Annotated in this window: 21 protein-coding genes; 14 read left to right on the forward strand and 7 right to left on the reverse strand. The window is 67.3% G+C overall.

The features are described from left to right. The first annotated feature begins 283 nt into the window (after positions 1–283). The 14 genes from rplO to ettA all read left to right on the forward strand — a co-directional run bounded on the left by rplO (position 284) and on the right by ettA (position 12,318). Positions 284–760, forward strand: a complete 477-nt coding sequence (gene rplO / locus BLQ14_RS03920) for a 50S ribosomal protein L15 (protein ID WP_092498477.1) — start codon at positions 284–286, stop codon at positions 758–760. A gap of 106 nt (positions 761–866) precedes the next feature. Continuing rightward, positions 867–2,240 carry a preprotein translocase subunit SecY gene (gene secY, locus BLQ14_RS03925; protein ID WP_092498479.1) on the forward strand — a complete coding sequence of 458 codons (1,374 nt, stop codon included), beginning with the start codon at positions 867–869 and terminating at the stop codon, positions 2,238–2,240. Further along, positions 2,237–2,899: an adenylate kinase gene (locus BLQ14_RS03930; RefSeq protein WP_092498481.1), complete on the forward strand. Its 663-nt coding sequence runs from the start codon at positions 2,237–2,239 to the stop codon at positions 2,897–2,899. Before secY ends, BLQ14_RS03930 begins: the two co-directional genes overlap by 4 nt. A gap of 201 nt (positions 2,900–3,100) precedes the next feature. Continuing rightward, on the forward strand, positions 3,101–3,469 hold the full coding sequence (gene rpsM / locus BLQ14_RS03935; RefSeq protein WP_092498483.1) for a 30S ribosomal protein S13: 369 nt from the start codon (positions 3,101–3,103) through the stop codon (positions 3,467–3,469). 15 nt (positions 3,470–3,484) lie between these two features. Next, on the forward strand, positions 3,485–3,874 hold the full coding sequence (rpsK, locus tag BLQ14_RS03940; protein WP_092498485.1) for a 30S ribosomal protein S11: 390 nt from the start codon (positions 3,485–3,487) through the stop codon (positions 3,872–3,874). Positions 3,875–3,989: 115 nt separating this feature from the next. After that, positions 3,990–5,006, forward strand: a complete 1,017-nt coding sequence (locus BLQ14_RS03945; protein ID WP_092498487.1) for a DNA-directed RNA polymerase subunit alpha — start codon at positions 3,990–3,992, stop codon at positions 5,004–5,006. 96 nt (positions 5,007–5,102) lie between these two features. After that, positions 5,103–5,522, forward strand: a complete 420-nt coding sequence (gene rplQ / locus BLQ14_RS03950) for a 50S ribosomal protein L17 (RefSeq protein WP_092498489.1) — start codon at positions 5,103–5,105, stop codon at positions 5,520–5,522. 199 nt (positions 5,523–5,721) lie between these two features. Continuing rightward, a complete protein-coding gene (locus BLQ14_RS03955; protein WP_092498491.1) occupies positions 5,722–6,336 on the forward strand; it encodes an autoinducer binding domain-containing protein in 615 nt (204 codons plus the stop codon). Positions 6,337–6,404: 68 nt separating this feature from the next. Beyond that, a complete protein-coding gene (locus tag BLQ14_RS03960) occupies positions 6,405–7,724 on the forward strand; it encodes a replication-associated recombination protein A (protein WP_092498493.1) in 1,320 nt (439 codons plus the stop codon). Positions 7,725–7,756: 32 nt separating this feature from the next. Then, a complete protein-coding gene (gene crcB, locus BLQ14_RS03965) occupies positions 7,757–8,134 on the forward strand; it encodes a fluoride efflux transporter CrcB (RefSeq protein ID WP_092498495.1) in 378 nt (125 codons plus the stop codon). After that, positions 8,131–9,177 (forward strand): RluA family pseudouridine synthase, encoded by a 1,047-nt coding sequence (locus BLQ14_RS03970; protein ID WP_092498497.1) that lies wholly within the window; start codon positions 8,131–8,133, stop codon positions 9,175–9,177. The genes crcB and BLQ14_RS03970 overlap by 4 nt, the downstream gene beginning before the upstream one ends. Further along, on the forward strand, positions 9,174–9,863 hold the full coding sequence (locus tag BLQ14_RS03975; protein ID WP_092498499.1) for an HAD-IA family hydrolase: 690 nt from the start codon (positions 9,174–9,176) through the stop codon (positions 9,861–9,863). Before BLQ14_RS03970 ends, BLQ14_RS03975 begins: the two co-directional genes overlap by 4 nt. After that, the gene (locus BLQ14_RS03980; protein ID WP_342670226.1) at positions 9,857–10,576 is read left to right on the forward strand and encodes an ATP12 family chaperone protein; all 720 of its coding nucleotides are present in this window, start codon (positions 9,857–9,859) and stop codon (positions 10,574–10,576) included. The genes BLQ14_RS03975 and BLQ14_RS03980 overlap by 7 nt, the downstream gene beginning before the upstream one ends. A gap of 86 nt (positions 10,577–10,662) precedes the next feature. After that, positions 10,663–12,318 (forward strand): energy-dependent translational throttle protein EttA, encoded by a 1,656-nt coding sequence (ettA, locus tag BLQ14_RS03985; RefSeq protein WP_092498501.1) that lies wholly within the window; start codon positions 10,663–10,665, stop codon positions 12,316–12,318. Positions 12,319–12,360: 42 nt separating this feature from the next. Here the strand turns inward: ettA and BLQ14_RS03990 are convergent, their stop codons facing one another. The 7 genes from BLQ14_RS03990 to BLQ14_RS04020 all read right to left on the reverse strand — a co-directional run bounded on the left by BLQ14_RS03990 (position 12,361) and on the right by BLQ14_RS04020 (position 19,309). Next, positions 12,361–13,062 (reverse strand): ABC transporter ATP-binding protein, encoded by a 702-nt coding sequence (locus BLQ14_RS03990; protein WP_092498503.1) that lies wholly within the window; start codon positions 13,060–13,062, stop codon positions 12,361–12,363. A 4-nt stretch (positions 13,063–13,066) separates the two neighbouring features. After that, entirely contained in the window at positions 13,067–13,813 is a 747-nt protein-coding gene (locus BLQ14_RS03995) for an ABC transporter ATP-binding protein (protein WP_092498505.1), read from the reverse strand. A gap of 1 nt (position 13,814) precedes the next feature. Then, positions 13,815–14,786, reverse strand: a complete 972-nt coding sequence (locus BLQ14_RS04000; protein ID WP_092498507.1) for a branched-chain amino acid ABC transporter permease — start codon at positions 14,784–14,786, stop codon at positions 13,815–13,817. Beyond that, positions 14,786–15,709: a branched-chain amino acid ABC transporter permease gene (locus tag BLQ14_RS04005; RefSeq protein ID WP_092498509.1), complete on the reverse strand. Its 924-nt coding sequence runs from the start codon at positions 15,707–15,709 to the stop codon at positions 14,786–14,788. Before BLQ14_RS04005 ends, BLQ14_RS04000 begins: the two co-directional genes overlap by 1 nt. Before the next feature lie 77 nt (positions 15,710–15,786). Then, positions 15,787–16,968, reverse strand: a complete 1,182-nt coding sequence (locus tag BLQ14_RS04010) for an ABC transporter substrate-binding protein (protein ID WP_092498511.1) — start codon at positions 16,966–16,968, stop codon at positions 15,787–15,789. A 201-nt stretch (positions 16,969–17,169) separates the two neighbouring features. Beyond that, entirely contained in the window at positions 17,170–18,390 is a 1,221-nt protein-coding gene (locus BLQ14_RS04015) for an MFS transporter (protein ID WP_092498513.1), read from the reverse strand. 55 nt (positions 18,391–18,445) lie between these two features. Further along, positions 18,446–19,309, reverse strand: a complete 864-nt coding sequence (locus tag BLQ14_RS04020; protein WP_092498515.1) for a glycosyltransferase family 8 protein — start codon at positions 19,307–19,309, stop codon at positions 18,446–18,448. Positions 19,310–19,350: the final 41 nt, after the last annotated feature.

Raw genomic sequence — 19,350 nt, forward strand, 5'->3', positions numbered from 1 at the left:
GCGCTGATCCTCGGCGACAATCCGGCGCCCCGGTTGCTCACGCGGCCGGGGCGCCTGGCTTTTCTGGGTGCATCATCCTGGTCCAAGTACCCTCGCCGAAGGCGCCGCGCGCCAGCGCGGCCCCGCGAGGGGCGGGCAAACGCCGTCATCGACGGCCTTGATCCTCCCGTTCCGCTCGCCTATACGCCGCGGGTGGCCCGGCATTCGGGGCCGCATCCATCGACAACATGCCGTGGCCGCCCCGTCTCGCTTCGCAGGGCGCGTCCGGCCAAGGAGAAGCGACATGAAACTGCACGAATTGCGCGACAACCCCGGCGCGGCCAAGAAGGCCAAGCGCGTCGGCCGTGGCCCCGGCTCCGGCAAGGGCAAGACCGCCGGGCGCGGCATCAAGGGCCAGAAATCCCGCTCCGGCGTGGCCATCAACGCCTTCGAAGGCGGGCAGATGCCGCTCTACCAGCGCCTGCCCAAGCGCGGCTTCAACAAGCCCAATCGCAAGAAATACGCCGTGGTCAACCTCGGCATCCTCCAGAAGTTCATCGACGCGGGCAAGATCGATGCGGGCAAGCCGATCACCGAGGAAGTCCTCGTCGAATCGGGGCTGGTGCGCCGGCGGCTCGACGGCGTCCGCGTGCTCGCGAAGGGCGAATTCTCCGCCAAGGTCGATCTCGCCGTCACCGGCGCCTCGCGTCAGGCCGTGGCCGCGGTGGAGGCGGCCGGCGGCACGCTGAAGACCGCCCAGGCGGCTCCGGCGGCCGAGTGAGAGGTTGTGGGCCGGCCCGGGCCGGCCTAAATGACGCTCGAGTTTTCCTTGCGCCGCCGGACCGGGAAGACCGGGCCGGCGGCGTTCAACTGAGAAGAGACCGCAAATGGCATCTGCAGTAGAGCAAATGGCGGCGAACCTCAGCTGGAGCGCGCTGGGCAAGGCGAAGGAACTTCGCCAGCGCATCTTCTTCACGCTGGGGCTTCTGATCGTCTACCGGCTCGGCACCTACATCCCGGTGCCGGGAATCGACGGTCAGGCACTGCGCGAGTTCATGGATCAGGCGCAGGCGGGGCTCGGGGGCATGCTCAACATGTTCACCGGCGGCGCCATCGCCCGCATGGGCATCTTCGCGCTGGGGATCATGCCCTACATCTCCGCCTCGATCATCGTGCAGCTGCTTGCGGCCATGGTGCCCGCGCTCGAGCAGTTGAAGAAGGAGGGCGAACAGGGGCGCAAGAAGCTCAACCAGTACACACGCTATGGCACGGTGTTCCTGGCCACCTTCCAGGCCTACGGCCTTGCGGTCTCGCTGGAGGCGGGCGACCTTGTTACTGATCCCGGCTGGTTCTTCCGCGCCTCCACCGTCATCACCATTGTCGGCGGCACGATGTTCCTGATGTGGCTGGGCGAGCAGATCACCGCCCGCGGCGTGGGCAACGGCATCTCGCTGATCATCTTCGTGGGGATCATCGCCGAGGTGCCGGCGGCGCTGGCACAGTTCTTCGCCTCCGGGCGGTCGGGCGCGCTGAGCCCGGCGGTGATCGTTGGCGTGATGGTGATGGTGGTGGCGGTGATCACCTTCGTGGTGTTCATGGAGCGCAGCTTGCGCAAGATCCACATCCAGTATCCGCGCCGGCAGGTGGGCATGAAGATCTATGACGGCGGCTCCTCGCATCTGCCGATCAAGGTCAACCCCGCGGGCGTGATCCCGGCGATCTTCGCCTCCTCGCTTCTGCTGCTGCCCACCACCCTCGCGACCTTCTCGGGCAACCAGACCGGGCCGATCATGAGCACGATCCTTGCCTATTTCGGGCCCGGCCAGCCGCTTTACCTGCTGTTCTTCGGGGCGATGGTGGTGTTCTTCACCTACTTCTACACCTTCAACGTCGCCTTCAAGCCCGAGGAGGTGGCCGAGAACCTCAAGAAGCAGAACGGCTTCATCCCCGGCATCCGCCCCGGCAAGAAGACGGCCGAATATCTGGAGTATGTGGTCAACCGCGTTCTGGTGCTGGGCTCGGCCTATCTTGCGGCGGTGGTGCTTCTGCCCGAGATCCTGCGCTCGCAGCTGGCGATCCCGTTCTATTTCGGCGGCACCTCGGTGCTGATCGTCGTCTCCGTGACCATGGACACGATCAATCAGGTTCAGTCACACCTTCTGGCGCATCAGTATGAAGGGCTGATCGAGAAATCACAGCTGCGCGGTCGCAAGCGCGGTGGCAAGACGACGAAGACGAGAAAGGCTCCGGCTCGGCGATGAACATCATTCTTCTCGGCCCCCCGGGGGCAGGCAAGGGAACCCAGGCGCGCATCCTCGTGGAAGAGCGCGGCATGGTGCAGCTCTCCACCGGCGACATGCTGCGCGAGGCGCGCTCCTCGGGCACGGAGATGGGCAAGCGCGTGGCCGAGGTGATGGACCGCGGCGAGCTCGTGACCGACGAGATCGTCATCGGCCTGATCCGCGAGAAGCTCGAGACGGCCGAGGCGCCCGGCGGCTTCATCTTCGACGGCTTTCCGCGCACGCTGGCGCAGGCCGATGCGCTGGGAGCGCTGCTGGAAGAGGAAGGCCAGAAGCTTGATGCCGTGATCGAGATGCAGGTGGATGACGAGGCGCTCGTCCAGCGCATCACGGCCCGTTCGACCTGCGCCACGTGTGGCGAGGTCTACAACGACATCACCAAGCCCATTCCGGCCGATGGAAAATGCGCCAAGTGCGGCGGCACGGAGTTTGCCCGCCGCGCCGACGACAACGAGGAAAGCCTGCGCACGCGGCTTTTCGCCTATTACAAGCAGACCGCGCCCCTGATCGGCTACTACTACTGCAAGGGGCTTCTGCGGCCGGTGAATGCCATGGGCGAGATCGAGGAAGTCGCGACCGAGATCCGCGGCATTCTCGACGGGCTTGCCAAGGCCGCGTGAAGCGCAGAAAGGCGCCCCCTTGACGGGGGGCGCATTTGCGCCTAACTCGCAGCGTCTCTGCAGGGAATCGCTTCGGGCGGCTTTCTGCCCCGCATCTCCGGGCATCATCCGCCCAAGCCGGGCCGCACGGCATCCGCCGCGCGGCCAGCGTTGTGAAAAAAGGTTCTGGAATTACGGAACCGCAACGAAAGGACAGACCACGTGGCACGCATTGCCGGCGTCAACATCCCGACCAACAAGCGCGTTCCGATCGCGCTGACCTACATCTACGGAATCGGCCCGACCACGGCCAACCAGATCGTCGAGGCGGTGGGGATCGACCCCGCCCGCCGCGTCAACGAGCTCTCGGATGCCGATGTGCTGCGCATCCGCGAGTACATCGACCAGAACCTGACGGTGGAAGGCGACCTGCGCCGTGAGGTGCAGATGAACATCAAGCGCCTGATGGATCTTGGCTGCTACCGCGGCCTGCGTCATCGCCGCAACCTGCCCGTGCGCGGTCAGCGCACCCACACCAACGCCCGCACCCGCAAGGGTCCGGCCAAGCCCATCGCGGGCAAGAAGAAGTAAGGGAGGGCAGAAACAATGGCACGCGATCGTCGCACCCCCAAGCGCAAGGAACGCAAGAACATCGCCACCGGCGTGGCGCATGTGAATTCGTCCTTCAACAACACCAAGATCCTGATCTCCGACGTGCAGGGCAACGCCATCGCCTGGTCGTCCGCCGGCGCGATGGGCTTCAAGGGCTCGCGCAAGTCCACGCCCTATGCCGCGCAGATGGCCGCCGAAGACGCTGGCCGCAAGGCGCAGGAGCACGGCGTGAAGACACTTGAGGTCGAGGTGCAGGGCCCCGGCTCGGGTCGTGAAAGCGCGCTGCGCGCGCTGGCCGCCTGCGGCTTCACCATCACCGCGATCCGCGACGTCACGCCGATTCCGCACAACGGCTGCCGTCCGCCCAAGCGTCGCCGGGTCTGATCGGGCACGAATTCGCTCCGGCCCGCCGCGGAATGCGCGCGGGCCGGATGCGTCATTTTATCCTCGGGCGTCCCCGGCTTCGGACATGGGCCGGGGGCAGGAATGGAGGTTTCACATGATCCACAAGAACTGGCAGGAACTGATCAAGCCCACGCAGCTCGAGATCAAGCCCGGCGACGACCCTGCACGCAAGGCCACCATCGTGGCCGAACCGCTGGAGCGCGGCTTCGGCCTGACGCTCGGCAACGCGCTGCGCCGGGTTCTCCTGAGTTCGCTGCAGGGCGCGGCGATCACCTCCGTGCAGATCGACAACGTGCTGCACGAGTTCTCCTCCGTCGCGGGCGTGCGCGAGGATGTCACCGACATCGTGCTCAACCTCAAGGGCGTCCGGCTGAAGATGGAGGTCGAGGGGCCCAAGCGCCTGACGATTTCCAAGAAGGGGCCGGGTGTGGTGACGGCCGGCGACATTTCCGAGACCGCCGGCATCGAAATTCTGAACCGCGATCATGTGATCTGCCACCTCGACGAGGGCGCCGATCTCTACATGGAACTCACCGTGAACACCGGCAAGGGCTACGTCTCGGCCGACAAGAACCGCCCCGAGGACGCCCCGATCGGCCTCATTCCGATCGATGCGATCTACTCGCCGGTGCGCAAGGTCAGCTACGAGGTGCAGCCCACCCGCGAGGGCCAGGTGCTCGACTATGACAAGCTGACCATGAAGATCGAGACCGACGGTTCGGTCACGCCCGAGGACGCCGTGGCCTATGCCGCCCGCATCCTCCAGGACCAGCTGCAGATCTTCGTCAACTTCGAGGAGCCGGAAGCGGCCGGCCGCGCCGACGAGGAGGAGGGGCTGGAGTTCAACCCGCTCCTGCTGAAGAAGGTGGACGAGCTCGAGCTTTCGGTGCGTTCGGCAAACTGCCTGAAGAACGACAACATCGTCTACATCGGCGACCTCATCCAGAAGACCGAGGCCGAGATGCTGCGCACGCCGAACTTCGGGCGCAAGTCGCTCAACGAGATCAAGGAGGTGCTGTCCTCCATGGGTCTGCACCTCGGCATGGAGGTCGAGAACTGGCCGCCCGAGAACATCGAGGAGCTGGCCAAGAAATACGAAGATCAGTTCTGAGGGGGGCGCCCCCTCACACCGGGCGGCAACGCCCCAAGGAGAGCGACCGGCGCGCACCGGTCGCCGGACAAAGCAAAACACGAAGGAGATGAAACAATGCGTCACGCCCGCGGCTACCGTCGCCTGAACCGCACCCATGAACACCGCAAGGCGATGTTTGCCAACATGGCCGGCTCGCTGATCGAGCACGAGCAGATCAAGACCACCCTGCCCAAGGCCAAGGAGCTTCGCCGCATCGTCGAGAAGCTGGTCACGCTGGCCAAGCGCGGCGATCTTCATGCGCGCCGGCAGGCCGCCGCGCAGCTCAGGCAGGACAAGCACGTCTCGAAGCTCTTCGAGGTGCTCGGCCCGCGTTACAAGGAGCGTCCCGGCGGCTATGTGCGCGTGCTGAAGGCCGGGTTCCGTTATGGCGACATGGCGCCCATGGCGATCATCGAGTTCGTCGATCGCGACCCCGCGGCAAAGGGGGCGGCCGACCGGGCCCGCCTCGAGGCCGAGGAAGCCGCCGAGGAATAACAGTCTCGACGTGCAGGCTCGTTTCGCGGCCCCGCCCGGCGCGTCCGGGCGGGGCTGTTTCGTTCGTGGGTGCGGCGTGTTTCCGTTGCGTCAATATTGGCGCGAAACCGCAGGTTCGACACAATTCAGGGTTGACACAAGGCCTTCGCCGATGGTTCACTCCCCGGCAGCATCGACTCACGCGTAGGGTGTCTTGTGCATGTCTGGGGTTGTCTCGGTTCGCGACGGGCTCAACGAGCTTTCACGTCTTGCGCCCAAGGGCTATGCGCTTGCGTTGCGCATCCAGTATCAGTCGGCCCTGAAGCTTGAGGTTACCTATGGCCGGGAGTGGGCCGAGCATTATGGGCGCAACAGCTACGCGCTCTGTGACCCGGTCATCTCCTGGGGGCTCGGGTGCGAAGGCGTGGTGCGCTGGAGCGAGCTTGTTGACTACCCAGACCCGCATGACGTCATCGGACAGGCCCGGCGCTTTGGTCTGCTCTACGGCATGGCTGTTTCCTGCGGCTGCCAGGAGAGCCGCACGATCGGTGGATTCGCCCGGGCAGATCGCGAGTTCACCGACGGGGAGATGGAGCGTGTTGCCGAGGTGGTGCGTGCCCTGCACGAGCTGACCCGCCCGCCACGGTCGCTCACCGAGGCGCAACGCACGGCGCTGCGGCTTGTTGCTGGTGGATGCCGCTACAGCCAGGCGGCTGCGGAGCTGCGCATTTCGGAAAGTGCGTTCAAGGCGCGGCTGAAGGCGGCGCGCGAGCGGCTTCTGGCCCGCACCACGACCGAAGCCATTGCACGGGCCCGCGAGCACAATCTGCTCTGACAATCGCTTGTCGCGGAGGGCCGCAAAACGGGCTTTGATCCGCTTGGGCGTGGGCCTAAATTCGGCCCATGCCGGACTTGTTTGACCTTCAGCCTCAGCCGCCAGCCGCGAGCGCGGCGCCTCGCCCGCTGGCCGACCGGCTCCGCCCAAGGGCACTCTCGGAGGTCATCGGGCAAGCGCATCTTCTCGGCGAGGACGGCGCGCTGACGGTAATGCTGCGGGCGGGCAGCCTCGGCTCGCTCATCCTTTGGGGGCCGCCGGGGGTGGGCAAGACGACCATCGCCCGGCTTCTCGCCGCCGAGACCGATCTTTCCTTCGTGCAGATCAGCGCGATCTTCACCGGCGTCGCCGAGCTCAGGCAGGTGTTCGAGGCCGCGCGCGTGCGTCGCGCGAACGGGACGGGGACGCTCCTGTTCGTTGACGAGATCCACCGCTTCAACAAGGCGCAGCAGGACAGCTTCCTGCCGCACATGGAGGATGGCACCATCCTTCTGGTGGGGGCCACCACCGAGAACCCCTCCTTCGAGCTCAACGCGGCGCTCCTGAGCCGGGCGCAGGTGCTGGTGCTCGAACGCCTCTCCCCGGCCGATCTCGAGCGCCTCGCCCAGCGTGCCGAGCATGAGCTTGGCCGCGCGCTGCCGCTTGACGGGCCCGCGCGCGAGGCGCTCATCGAGATGGCCGATGGCGATGGGCGCGCGCTGCTCAACCTCATCGAGCAGGTGATGGCCTGGAAGGTCGAGGGCAGGCTCGACACCGCCGCACTGGCCGCACGGCTGCAGAAGCGCGCGGCGCAGTATGACAAGTCGGGCGACGCGCATTACAACCTGATCTCGGCCCTGCACAAATCGGTGCGCGGCTCGGACCCGGACGCCGCGCTCTACTGGCTCGCGCGCATGCTCGCCGGCGGCGAGGACCCGCGCTATCTCGCGCGCCGCATCACCCGCATGGCCACCGAGGACATCGGCCTTGCCGACCCGCAGGCGCTCAGGCTCTGCCTCGACGCGTGGGAGACTTATGAGCGGCTTGGCTCGCCCGAGGGGGAGCTGGCGCTTGCCCAGGCGGTGGTGCATCTGGCGCTGGCGCCGAAGTCGAACGCCACCTACACCGCCTTCAAGGCGGCGATGGCGGCGGCGAAGAAGACGGGCTCGCTGCCGCCGCCCAAGCACATCCTGAACGCACCGACGAAGCTCATGGCCGAGCAGGGCTATGGGGCGGGCTATGAATACGACCACGACGCCGAAGGCGGGTTCTCGGGGCAGAACTACTTTCCCGACGGCATGAAGCGCGGCGTCTACTACCAGCCCGTCGAGCGCGGCTTCGAGCGGGAACTGAAGAAGCGGCTCGACTATTTCACCCGCCTGCGCGCGCGCCGGCAGGCGGGCGGTTGACTCCGGGCGGGGCGAACGGTGTAAGGCGCGCCATGGTCTGGACCTTGTTGCAGGTTGCCGCGGGCGGTGCGGTCGGCGCCTCGGGGCGCTACCTTTTGGGGGTGGCGGTCTATCGCCTCGCCGGCCCCGGCTTTCCGCTGGGTGTGCTCGCCGCCAACATCCTTGGCAGCTTTGCCATGGGCTTTCTCGTCTCGCTCTTCGCGCTCCGCGGACTCACCCATCTGAACCCCTTGGTGATGACGGGATTTCTCGGCGGCTTCACCACCTTCTCCTCCTTCTCTCTCGAGGCGGTCACGCTTTATGAGCGGGGCGAGCTCGGAGCCGCTGCCTTCTATGTGGGGGCGTCGGTAGGCGTGAGCATCCTCGCGCTTCTCGCCGGGCTCTGGCTCGGCCGGACGCTCACGCCATGAGCGGGGTGCAGATTCTCACCGTCGCGCCTGACGAAGCCGACCAGCGGCTTGACCGCTGGTTCCGCCGCCGCTTCCCGCATGTCGGGCAGGGGCGGATCGAGAAGATGTGCCGCAAGGGCGAAATCCGGGTCGATGGCGGGCGGGTCAAGGCCTCCACGCGGCTTGCCGCGGGGCAGAAGGTGCGCATCCCGCCGCTTCCCGAGCCCGATGCTGCCCCGGCTTCGAGGCCCGCCGCCCGGATCACCCCCGCCGAGGCCGAGGCGATGCGGCAGGCGGTGATCTATCAGGACGACGCGATGATCGTGCTCAACAAGCCGCCGGGGCTCGCCACCCAGGGCGGCAGCGGCCAGCACCGGCATGTGGACGCGCTCGCGCAAGCGCTCGTGGGCGCGGGGGAGGAGCGGCCGCGCCTCGTGCACCGGCTTGACCGTGACACCTCGGGCATTCTCGTTCTGGCGCGCACGCGGGCGGCAGCGGCGGCCCTCACGGCAGCCTTCCGCGCCCGCGAGACGCGCAAGATCTACTGGGCGGCGGTGGCGGGCGTGCCGAGCCCCCGCATGGGCACGATCCGCACGGGGCTGGTAAAGGCGCCCGGCCACGGCGCGCGCGGGGAGGGCGAGAAGATGCGCGTGATCCCGTGGGAGGTGGTCACCGACACCCCCGGCGCGAAGCGCGCGGTGAGCGATTACGCGGTGCTCGAGGCACTTGCGAAGCGCGCCGCCTGGGTGGCGCTGGTGCCGGTCACCGGGCGCACCCACCAGCTGCGCGCGCACATGGCTGCGATCGGCCATCCGATCGTGGGCGATGGCAAATACGGCGGCTCCGGGCAGGAGAACCGCGGAGAGGGCTGGGGCGCGCAGCTTGGCGGCGAGATCTCGCGCAAGCTGCATCTGCACGCGCGCTATCTGAAGATCGCCCACCCTTTGACGGGGCGGCAGATGGAGTTCACCGCGCCCTTGCCCGAGCACATGGCGCGCAGCTGGGCCATCTTCGGCTGGCGCGAAGAGGATGTGCCGGTTGACCCTTTCGCGGAGGAAGCATGAGCGGCCCCCTTCGCCTTGTCCTCTTCGATGTGGACGGCACGCTGGTCGACAGCCAGCACGCGATCCTCGCGGCCATGGGCGAGGCCTTCGCCGCCTGCGGCCTTGCCGCGCCCGCGCGCGAGGCGGTGCTTTCCATTGTCGGGCTTTCCCTGCCGCAGGCGATGGCGCGGCTGGCACCGGAGGCCGACGACGGCCTGCGCGGGCGCCTTGCTGACGCCTATCGTGAGGCCTTCTTCGCCCAGCGCAGCGCGCCCGGCGGCGGCCCGCCCTCGCCGCTCTTTCCGGGCATGCGCGCGCTTCTCGACGATCTCGCGGCGCGGCCCGAGGTGCTTCTCGGGGTGGCCACCGGCAAGGCGCGGCGCGGGCTTGACCATCTGTGCGCCGTGCACGGGCTCGAGGCGCATTTCGTCACCCGCCAGACGGCCGACCTGAACCCTTCAAAGCCGCATCCGGCCATGGTGCTTGCCGCGCTTGCCGAAACCGGGGTGGAGCCGCGTCATGCGGTGATGGTGGGCGACACCACCTTCGACGTGGAGATGGCCCGCGCGGCGGGCGTCCGCGCCATAGGCGTCGGGTGGGGCTACCATGATGGCGCGGCGCTGGCAGCAGCGGGCGCCGAGCGGGTGGTTGCGAGCGCCCCGGAGCTTAGGACCGCATTTGAGCAAATCTGGGAGGCCGCATGGTGACGCTCTGGAAGGCCAGACGCTTCTGGAAGGAGGCCACCGCCGGCCCCGCTGAGGGCGGCGGCTGGGAGGTGCTGCTTGACGGCCGGCCCCTGCGCACGCCCGCGAAGGCACCGCTCATCCTGCCGACCGAGGCGCTCGCCCGCGCCATTGCCGCCGAATGGCAGGCCCAGGGCGAGGAGATCGACCCCGCCGCCATGCCGATGACCCGCACCGCCAACACCGCCATCGATCGCGTCCGCGCCCACCGCGCCGATGTCGAGCGCGAGCTTGCCGGCTACGGCGAGACCGACCTGACATGCTATCGCGCCGAGGCCCCGCAGGCGCTGGCCGCGCTGCAGGCGGAGGCGTGGGATCCGCTTCTTGACTGGGCGCATGCGCGCTTCGGGGCGCGGCTCCTGCCCGTGGAGGGGATCATCCACCAGCCGCAGGACGCGCGCGCCCTCGCCGCGCTGGCGGAGGCCTTGGCGGCAGTCGACGAGTTCCGCCTCGCCGCCCTCCATGAGCTGGTCACGCTCTCGGGCTCGCTGGTGATCGGGCTGGCCGCCGCCGAGGGCATGCTTGCCCCCGAGGAGCTCTGGCAGCGCTCGCGCGTGGACGAGGAGTGGCAGATCGCCCAGTGGGGCCGGGACGAGGAGGCCGAGGCCGCCGCCGCGCTCAAGCGCGAGGCCTTCCTGACCGCGGCCGAGTTCTGCCGCCTGGCCGCGCCCGTCTGAGCCCGCCACGGCATTTGCGCCCGCCCTCGCTTCGCCCTATGTAGCGCCGCTGAGACTCACCGACAGACACGATGAACGGCAGGACCATGGCAGCTTATCAATACGTCTATCACATGGACGGGGTGTCGAAGACCTACCCCGGCGGCAAGAAGTGTTTCGAGAACATCCGCCTGTCCTTCCTGCCGGGGGTGAAGATCGGCGTCGTGGGCGTCAACGGCGCGGGCAAGTCCACGCTTTTGCGCATCATGGCCGGGATCGACACCGACTACACCGGCGAGGCCTGGGCGGCGGAGGGCGTGCGCGTGGGGTACCTGCCGCAGGAGCCCGAGCTTGACCCCGACCTCAACGTGCGCGGCAACGTGATGGAAGGGGTGAAGGCCAAGAAGGCCAAGCTCGACCGCTTCAACGAGCTCGCCATGAACTACTCCGAGGAGACCGCCGAGGAGATGGCGCGTCTGCAGGACGAGATCGATGCCGAGGGGCTGTGGGATCTCGACGCGCAGATCGACGTGGCGATGGAGGCGCTGCGCTGCCCACCCGATGACGCGATGCCCGACCAGCTTTCGGGCGGGGAGAAGCGGCGCGTGGCGCTGTGCAAGCTCCTCTTGGAAGCGCCCGACATGCTGCTTCTCGACGAGCCCACGAACCATCTCGATGCCGAGACCATCGCCTGGCTGCAGCAGCATCTGATCGACTACAAGGGCACATGCCTGATCGTCACCCACGACCGCTACTTCCTCGACCAGATCACCGGCTGGATCCTCGAGCTCGACCGGGGCCGGGGCATTCCCTACGAGGGCAATTATTCCTCCTGGCTCGAGCAGAAGGCGAAGCGGCTCGAGCAGGAGGCGCGCGAGGACAAGGCGCGCAAGCGCACGCTCGAGCGCGAGCTTGAGTGGATCAGGCAGGGCGCCAAGGCCCGCCAGGCCAAGCAGAAGGCGCGCATCCGCGCCTATGAGGAGCTTGCCAACACATCCGAGCGCGAGAAGATCACCCGCGCGCAGATCATCATCCCCCGCGGCCCCCGCCTCGGCTCGAAGGTGATCGAGGTCAACGGGCTCACCAAGGCCAAGGGCGACAAGCTTCTGATCGAGAATCTCTCCTTCTCGCTGCCGCCCGGCGGCATCGTCGGCGTGATCGGACCGAATGGCGCGGGCAAGACCACGCTCTTCCGCATGCTCACGGGCCAGGAGGCGCCCGATGCGGGCACCATCGAATACGGCGAGACTGTGAAGCTCGCCTACGTCGACCAGACGCGCGACGCGCTCGACCCCGACAAGACGGTGTGGGAGGAAATCTCCGGCGGGCAGGACGTCATCCAGCTTGGCGATGTGGAGATGAACTCGCGCGCCTATGTCTCGGCCTTCAACTTCCGCGGGGCCGACCAGCAGAAGAAGGTCGGTCTTCTCTCGGGCGGCGAGCGCAACCGGGTGCATATGGCCAAGCTCCTGCGCTCGGGCGGCAACGTGCTCTTGCTCGACGAGCCCACCAACGACCTTGACGTGGAGACGTTGCGGGCGCTCGAGGATGCGCTTCTTGACTTTGCCGGCTGCGCGGTGGTGATCTCCCACGACCGCTTCTTCCTCGACCGCATCTGCACCCACATCCTCGCCTTCGAGGGCGAGGCGCATGTGGAGTGGTTCGAGGGCAATTTCGCCGACTACGAGGAAGACAAGAAGCGCCGGCTGGGCCCGGACGCGGTGGAGCCCAAGCGGATCAAGTACAAGAAGTTCGTGCGCTGAACGCCTCCGCCGGCCCTGACCGGGCCGGCCTCGGCGGGGGGCTCAGACGCCCAGATAACGATGCAGCGCCTCGCGGTCTGCGCGCAGCTCGTCCGACGTGCCGCGCCAGACCACCCGCCCGCGCTCGACGATGAAATTGACGTCGGCGATGCGCAGAAGGTCGGAAAGGTTCTTGTCCACGACAAGGATCGAGAGGTTCTCGCCGCGGATGCGGCTCAGCGCCTCCCAGATGCGCCGGCGCACGAGTGGTGCGAGCCCCTCGGTGGCCTCGTCGAGGATCAGAAGCTTCGGGTTCGTCATCAGCGCCCGGCCGATGGCGAGCATTTGCTGCTCGCCGCCCGAGAGCAGGTTGCCCATCGACGAGCGCCGCTCGGCAAGTTCGGGGAAGAGGTCGAAGACTTTCTCCACCGTCCAGGGGTCGGGCAGGCCGAGGTGGTTGGAGGCGGTGGCGACGAGGTTTTCCCACAGCGTGAGGTTGGGGAAGATCTGCCGCCCCTCCGGCACCAGCCCGATGCCGAGATTGGCGATGCGGAAGGAGGGCTTGCCCACCAGCTCCTCGCCGTCGAAGACGATCGAGCCGCCCGAGGGGCGCACAATGCCGCAGATCGAGTGAATGGTGGTGGTCTTGCCCATACCGTTGCGGCCCAGAAGTGTGGCCACCTGCCCGGTGCCGAACTCGAGGTCGATGCCGAACAGCACCTGCGAGCTGCCGTAATGGGTGGTGAGGCCTTCGACCTTGAGCATGCCCCTAGTCCTCCTCGCCCAGATAGGCGTGGCGCACATGGTCGTTGGCGCGGATCTCGGCCGGGGTGCCGGTGGCGATGACATGGCCGTAGACCAGAACGCTGATGCGGTCGGCCAGCGCGAAGACCGCGTCCATGTCGTGCTCGATCAGAAGGATGGTGCGCTTGCCCTTGAGCCCCTTGAGGAACTCGACCAACTGCGCCGATTCCTCCGGCCCGAGCCCCGCCATCGGCTCGTCAAGCAGGAGGAGCGGCGCCTCGGAGGCGAGCGCGATGGCAATCTCCATCAGCCGGTGCTCGCCATGGGAAAGGGCAGCCGTCTCCGCCTCGGCCCGGTCGGCAAGCCCGACCTGGGCGAGATAGCCCATCGCCGCCTCGCGCAGCTCGGGAATGCGCCGGGCGTCCCGCAGGAAGCGGAAGGAGTGGCCCTGCCGCGCCTGAACGGCGAGCGCGATGTTGTCGATCACGCTCATCTCCATGATGAGCGAGGTGATCTGGAACGACCGCGCAATGCCCGCATGCGCCCGCCGCCAGGGCGGCATGCGGGTGATGTCGCGGCCGCGGAAGCGCACATGGCCGGCGTCGGGGCGTTCGAGCCCCGAGAGCTGGGCAACGAGCGTGGTCTTGCCCGCGCCGTTGGGGCCGATGACGGCGTGCAGCTCGCCCTGCTCGATGACGAGATTGACGTTGTCGGAGGCCTTGATGCCGCCGTAGTTCTTGGAGAGCCCCTCGATTTCCAGCAGTGCCGCCATGTCAGCGCCTCCTGCCCCAGCGGCCCTCGATCAGCCCCATGATGCCGCCGCGCACGTAAAGGACGACGAGAATGAGCATCAGCCCGAAGGGCAGGTGCCAGTAGATGGTGACGTGGCTCAGCACCTCCTCGATGACGATGAAGGCGGCGGCACCCATCAGCGGGCCGAAGGTGGTGGCCGCGCCCCCGAGGATGACCATGAACATCAGCTCGCCCGAGCGTGTCCAGTCCATCATCTCGGGGCTGATGAAAGTGGTGAAATTGCCCAGAAGCGCGCCGGCATAACCGGCCATCGCGCCCGAGATCACGTAGGCCGTGAGCCGGTAGATGTAGGTGTTGAAGCCCATCGTCTTCATGCGCGTGTCGTTGCCCTTGGCGCCCTGGATCACCATGCCGAAGCGGGAGTTGACGATGGTGCGCACGATAACAATGGCAAGGACAAGGCTCACGAAGGCGAGGTAGTAGAGCTGCAGCGGCCGGTCGAGGTTGATCCCCGGCAGCTCCGAGCGGACGTCGATCACCAGCCCGTCGTCGGCGCCATACTCCTCGATGGAGACGAAGAGGTAATAGACCATCTGCGCGAAGGCCATGGTGATCATGATGAAATAGACGCCCTTCGTGCGCAGGCAGATGGCGCCGGTGACAAGCGCGAAGAGCGCGCAGACAGCCACCGCAAGCGGAATCTGGAAGCTGCCCGAAAAGCTCGCGATGGCGTCGAAGCCGCCGTAGAGCTCGTGATAGGCGGGGATGCCCACGGCATAGGCGCCGAGGCCCACATAGGCCGCGTGCCCGAAGGAGATCATCCCGCCATAGCCGAGAATGAGGTTGAGGCTCGTCGCGGCGATGGCAAGGATGACGAGCCGCGTGGCGAGATCGACGTAGAATGGGTTGCCCGTCCAGATGAAGATGGGCGGCAGCACGGCGAGAAGCGCAAGCACGAAGAGGCCGGCGGCGGTCTTGCGGTCAGGCTTCATCAGCGCACCTTGGGCGGAAACAGGCCTTGCGGGCGCACCGCGAGGACCGCTGCCATGATGATGTAGATCAGCATCGCCGAGACCGCCGGCGCCGAGGTCTCCGCGGCGGCCGTCGACATGAAGAGCTTGAAGATGTCATCGAGGAAGGAGCGGCCCAGCGTGTCGATGAGCCCGATCATCAGCGCGGCGATGAAGGCCCCCTTCATCGAGCCGATGCCGCCGACGATGATGACCACGAAGGCGGTGATGATGATGTTGTTGCCCATGCCGATCGAGGCTTCCGTGATGGGGGCAACCAGCATGCCCGCGAGCCCCGCGAGCACCGCGCCGAGCGCAAAGACGAGGCTGAAGAGAAGCTGGATGTTGATGCCGAGCGCGGCCACCATGGTGCGGTTCGAGGCGCCCGCACGGATGAGCATGCCAAGCCGGGTGTAGTTGACGAGCCAGAAGAGCCCGCCCGCCGTGGCAAGACCCGTGGCGATGATGAGAAGCCGGTAGGTCGGGATCACCAGCGTCTCGGTCACGGCGATCTGTCCGTCGAGCCAGGCGGGCAGCGGAATCGCCATGCCCTCCGGCCCCCAGATCAGATGCGCAAGCGTATCGAGCACGAGAATGAGACCGAAGGTGGCCAGCACCTGATCGAGGTGATCGCGGGTGTAGAGGCTGCGCGCCACCAGCCGTTCGATGGCAAAGCCGATCGCGCCCACGACGGGCAGCGACAGGATCACCGAGAGAACGAAGCTTCCCGTCCACATCGTCAGCGTCGCGCAGATGAACGCGCCCAGCATGTAGAGCGCGCCATGGGCGAGATTGACGAAGTCGAGGATGCCGAAGATCAGCGTGAGCCCCGAGGCCACGAGAAACAGCAGGAGCCCCAGCTGCAGCCCGTTCAGAAGCTGGATGACGAAAAGTGCCGTGTCCACGCCTGCCCCCTTGCCCCATGATCAAGCGGCCGGGCGTTTGACCGCCCGGCCGCCCGGTTCCTGCAATGCGGCGCGTCCTATTTCAATGGGCATTCCTCGTAATAGGGGTCTTTCATGTTCTCGTAGACGAGTCCCGCGACCTTCGTCGTCCAGTTGCCCTCGTCGTCCACCACCACCTCGCGCAGGTAGAAGTTCTGAATCGGGAAGTGGTTGGTGTTGTAGGTGTAAGGGCCGCGCACGCTCTCGTAATCGGCCGCCATGAGCGCGGCGCGCACCGCGTCCTTGTCGGACATGTCGCCGTCCACCGCTTCCACGGCCGAGGCGATCAGGTTGATCGCGTCATAGGCCTGGGCCGCGTAGAAGGAGGGGTAGGAGCCGTATTTGGCCTTGAAATCGGCCACGAAGCGCCTGTTGGCGGCGTTGTCGAGGGTCGGATCCCAGTGCTGGGTGGTGAAGGAGCCGATGACGCTGTCAAGCCCGGCGGCCTGAAGCCGCGGCAGGCTCAACGCATCCACCGTGAAGACGGTGTAGAGCGGCAGGATGTCCTTCAGCCCGGCCTGGTGATACTGCTTGATGAAGGCGCCCCCCGCGGCACCGGGGTAGAACACCAGCAGCCCATCGGCGCCGCTCGCCTTGGCCTTGGCGAGCTCGGCGGAGAAGTCGAGCTGCGCATCCGCGCCCCATTTGGTGAGATCCTTGCCCACGATCTCGCCCTTGAAGGTGCGCTCCACGCCCGCGACCATGTCCTTGCCGGCCGCATAGTTGGGCGCCATCACGTAGAGCGACTTCACCCCGCGCTGGTTCAGAACCTCGCCCATCGCCATCGGTGTCTGGTCGTTCTGCCAGGAGGTGGAGAAGAAGTTTTCATGGCAGAGCTTGCCCGCCAGCGCGCTCGGCCCGGCATTGGCGGAGATGAGGAACTTGCCGGCATCGAGCACCGACTTGCGGCTGGCCAGGAGCACGTGGCTCCAGATGTAGCCGGCGACGAAATCGACATTGTCCTGCTTGACGAGCTTGTCGGTCACCTGCTTGCCGGTCTCGGGCGCGAACTGGTCATCGCCGAAGATCACCGTGAGCGTGTGATCGCCGGCCTTGCCGCCCAGATGATCGAGCGCCAGTTCCACGGCCTTCTTCATGTCGTTGCCGATCACCGCCGCGCCGGTGGTCAGCGTGGTGACGAAGCCGATCTTGATCTCGGCCGCGGTGGCGGGAACGGCCATCATCGCCGTCGCCACCAGAGCCGTCAGTGTCCTCTTCATGCACAGTCTCCCTGAGTTTGATCCGGCACTTCCGCTGACCGCCGGACATGGGTGGGCGGCGTGGCGCGGCCCCCTGCCGCTGCGCTGCAGACGCATCCCCACCACCGCACGGGCGGGCATTGTGCCGAGCCGGCGGTGAAATGCAAATCCTGCGTCCCTCCTGCGGCCGGTGAGGCATGAGGTTGCGCCCCGTCACCCCAATCACGCCGCCTGTGGCTGCCCGCGACGTGCGCGCATCAGCAGGAGCGCCATGATCGCGATGTTGAGCAGGTTCCAGCCGATGCCGTTGAGAATCGCGAGCCGGTATGAGCCGGTGGTGTCATGGATCCAACCGGCCATCCAGCCGCCGGCGGCCATGCCGACGATCGTGGCCATGATGACGAAGCCCACCCGTGCGCCCGCTTCGCGCGGGGGCATGTATTCGCGCACGATCACGGCGTAGCCGGGCACGATCCCACCCTGCGAAAGGCCGAAGACGAGGCTGACGACATAGAGAGAGACCATGCTGCCCGCCGGCAGATAGAGCGCCAGCGCCACGCACTGCAGCACCGAACCGAGAAGCAGCGAGGCGACGCCGCCGAGCCGGTCGGCGAGCAGCCCGAAGACGAGCCGCGAGACGACGCCGCCGGCGAGCATGAGCGAGAGCATTTGCGCCCCGACGGCCGGGCCGTAGCCCAGATCGACGCACCAGGCGACGATATGCACCTGCGGCATCGACATGGCGACGCAGCAGCCTATGCCCGCGAGCGCCAGAAGCCAGGCGAGCGCGCGCGGCGACAGGCCCACGCTGCCCGCCCGCAGCGCGGCGGCGGCCTCGGCGGCGCGGACGGCCTCCTCGGGCAGCCGGCGCCTGAGCGCAAGCGCGCCCGGCACCATGATGGCCAGGGTCAGGAGCGCCAGCGCCTGATAGACGGCGCGCCAACCCTCTGCGGCCAGCGTGTCGGCAAGCAGCATCGGCCAGATCGCGCCCGAAAGGTAGTTGCCGCTTGCGGCCACCGCCACGGCGATGCCGCGCCGGCGCAGGAACCAGTGCGAGACATCGGCGATGAGCGGGCCGAAGCTTGCCGCCGTGCCGAAGCCGATGGCAAGCTGCACCGTCGCGAGCGCCGGCACGGAGGCCGACAGCCCCGCTGCGAGATAGCCGGCCGCGATGATCGCCGCGGCACCGATCAGCGCGGCGGTCACGCCCCAGCGGTCCACCGCCCGGCCGATCATCAGGTTGCCGGCGGCGTAACCGACCATGGTCATGGTGTACGGCAGGGCGGCCGCGGCGCGGTCCACGCCGAACTCGGCCTGCACCGCGGGCAGGACCATGATCACCGCCCACATTCCTGCATTGCCGATGGCGGCGATGACCAGCGTGATCGCCAGCCGCAGCCACGAATAGCCACTGTCAACGGCGCTGGGCGCTTGGGGTGTCATCCGGCCTCCGCTGTCGGGCGCCCTTCCGCCAGCTCGGGCCTCGATCGGGTCCGGATCAGCCGGTGACGGGTTCGCCGAGATCGTATTGCCACCACAGATCACCGTAGGGAACCCCCCGGTCGGACCACGGCTTGCGGTGCCCGCCGCTCCAGTGGATGATCGAGGTCTCATCGAGCGGCTTGGCCAGAAGCTTCGCAAGCCACGGCGCGTTGCCGTAGCCGCAGCGGTTCCAGCGCGCCGAGAAGCGGGCGTAGTCCTTGAACAGAAGGTTCAGCACCGGCTCGTCGTGCAGGCTGAAGAGCCCGTAGCCGTTGGCCTCGTTCCAGTCGAAGATGACCTTGAGCCGCGCCTTGACCCCGTCATCCCAGAGCCGCCGGTCGATCACCGTCACGCCGGCGTTGAAGGGGCGCATGCCGCGCACCGCGCGCCAGCCCTTCCATGGCTGGCGGAAATAGAGAAGCCCGTGAAAGAGCTGCGGCGAGGCGGCGAACACGGCCGGCCCGGCCGCTTCGGCCTCGGCCCAGAGCCCGGCGATGTCGTCGATCACGATCACGTCGCAGTCGAGGCAGATGAAGCGGCCCACATCGGCGGGCAAATCGTCGCTCATCCACAGCCGGGCATAATGGATCGAACGGCGCACGAAGGCCTCTTCCTCCATCGGCGTGCCGTAGCGGGCGCGGATGTAGCGTGCGATCCACTCGGGCGCGCGGGTCGGCACCACGCGCCAGGCAAAGGGCGCATCGGGAAAGGCATGGGCGAGGGCGGTCTCCATCGCCGCGACCTCGTCGGCGAGATCCGGCGCGACGATGGTGAAGCGCAGCGCCTCGGGCGCGGCGGCGTTCTTCACCACCGAATTCATCGCCGCAAGGAGCGGGCGAAGAACCCCGGTGTTGAGGAAGAAGACGATGTCGATGGTCATGGCAGAAATCCGCTTGCGCGCCCGGCGGGGCGGCGCGCTTA

This window comes from Meinhardsimonia xiamenensis, from assembly GCF_900102905.1.
Classification (GTDB): domain Bacteria; phylum Pseudomonadota; class Alphaproteobacteria; order Rhodobacterales; family Rhodobacteraceae; genus Meinhardsimonia; species Meinhardsimonia xiamenensis.

Excerpts from the sequence above, each read along its gene's own strand:
- rplO (WP_092498477.1), top strand. The coding sequence starts at position 284 with ATGAAACTGCACGAATTGCGCGACAACCCCGGCGCGGCCAAGAAGGCC.
- secY (WP_092498479.1), top strand. The coding sequence starts at position 867 with ATGGCATCTGCAGTAGAGCAAATGGCGGCGAACCTCAGCTGGAGCGCG.
- BLQ14_RS03930 (WP_092498481.1), top strand. The coding sequence starts at position 2,237 with ATGAACATCATTCTTCTCGGCCCCCCGGGGGCAGGCAAGGGAACCCAG.
- rpsK (WP_092498485.1), top strand. The coding sequence starts at position 3,485 with ATGGCACGCGATCGTCGCACCCCCAAGCGCAAGGAACGCAAGAACATC.
- BLQ14_RS03945 (WP_092498487.1), top strand. The coding sequence starts at position 3,990 with ATGATCCACAAGAACTGGCAGGAACTGATCAAGCCCACGCAGCTCGAG.
- rplQ (WP_092498489.1), top strand. The coding sequence starts at position 5,103 with ATGCGTCACGCCCGCGGCTACCGTCGCCTGAACCGCACCCATGAACAC.
- BLQ14_RS03955 (WP_092498491.1), top strand. The coding sequence starts at position 5,722 with ATGTCTGGGGTTGTCTCGGTTCGCGACGGGCTCAACGAGCTTTCACGT.
- BLQ14_RS03960 (WP_092498493.1), top strand. The coding sequence starts at position 6,405 with ATGCCGGACTTGTTTGACCTTCAGCCTCAGCCGCCAGCCGCGAGCGCG.
- crcB (WP_092498495.1), top strand. The coding sequence starts at position 7,757 with ATGGTCTGGACCTTGTTGCAGGTTGCCGCGGGCGGTGCGGTCGGCGCC.
- BLQ14_RS03970 (WP_092498497.1), top strand. The coding sequence starts at position 8,131 with ATGAGCGGGGTGCAGATTCTCACCGTCGCGCCTGACGAAGCCGACCAG.
- BLQ14_RS03975 (WP_092498499.1), top strand. The coding sequence starts at position 9,174 with ATGAGCGGCCCCCTTCGCCTTGTCCTCTTCGATGTGGACGGCACGCTG.
- BLQ14_RS03980 (WP_342670226.1), top strand. The coding sequence starts at position 9,857 with ATGGTGACGCTCTGGAAGGCCAGACGCTTCTGGAAGGAGGCCACCGCC.
- ettA (WP_092498501.1), top strand. The coding sequence starts at position 10,663 with ATGGCAGCTTATCAATACGTCTATCACATGGACGGGGTGTCGAAGACC.
- BLQ14_RS03990 (WP_092498503.1), bottom strand. The coding sequence starts at position 13,062 with ATGCTCAAGGTCGAAGGCCTCACCACCCATTACGGCAGCTCGCAGGTG.
- BLQ14_RS03995 (WP_092498505.1), bottom strand. The coding sequence starts at position 13,813 with ATGGCGGCACTGCTGGAAATCGAGGGGCTCTCCAAGAACTACGGCGGC.
- BLQ14_RS04000 (WP_092498507.1), bottom strand. The coding sequence starts at position 14,786 with ATGAAGCCTGACCGCAAGACCGCCGCCGGCCTCTTCGTGCTTGCGCTT.
- BLQ14_RS04010 (WP_092498511.1), bottom strand. The coding sequence starts at position 16,968 with ATGAAGAGGACACTGACGGCTCTGGTGGCGACGGCGATGATGGCCGTT.
- BLQ14_RS04015 (WP_092498513.1), bottom strand. The coding sequence starts at position 18,390 with ATGACACCCCAAGCGCCCAGCGCCGTTGACAGTGGCTATTCGTGGCTG.
- BLQ14_RS04020 (WP_092498515.1), bottom strand. The coding sequence starts at position 19,309 with ATGACCATCGACATCGTCTTCTTCCTCAACACCGGGGTTCTTCGCCCG.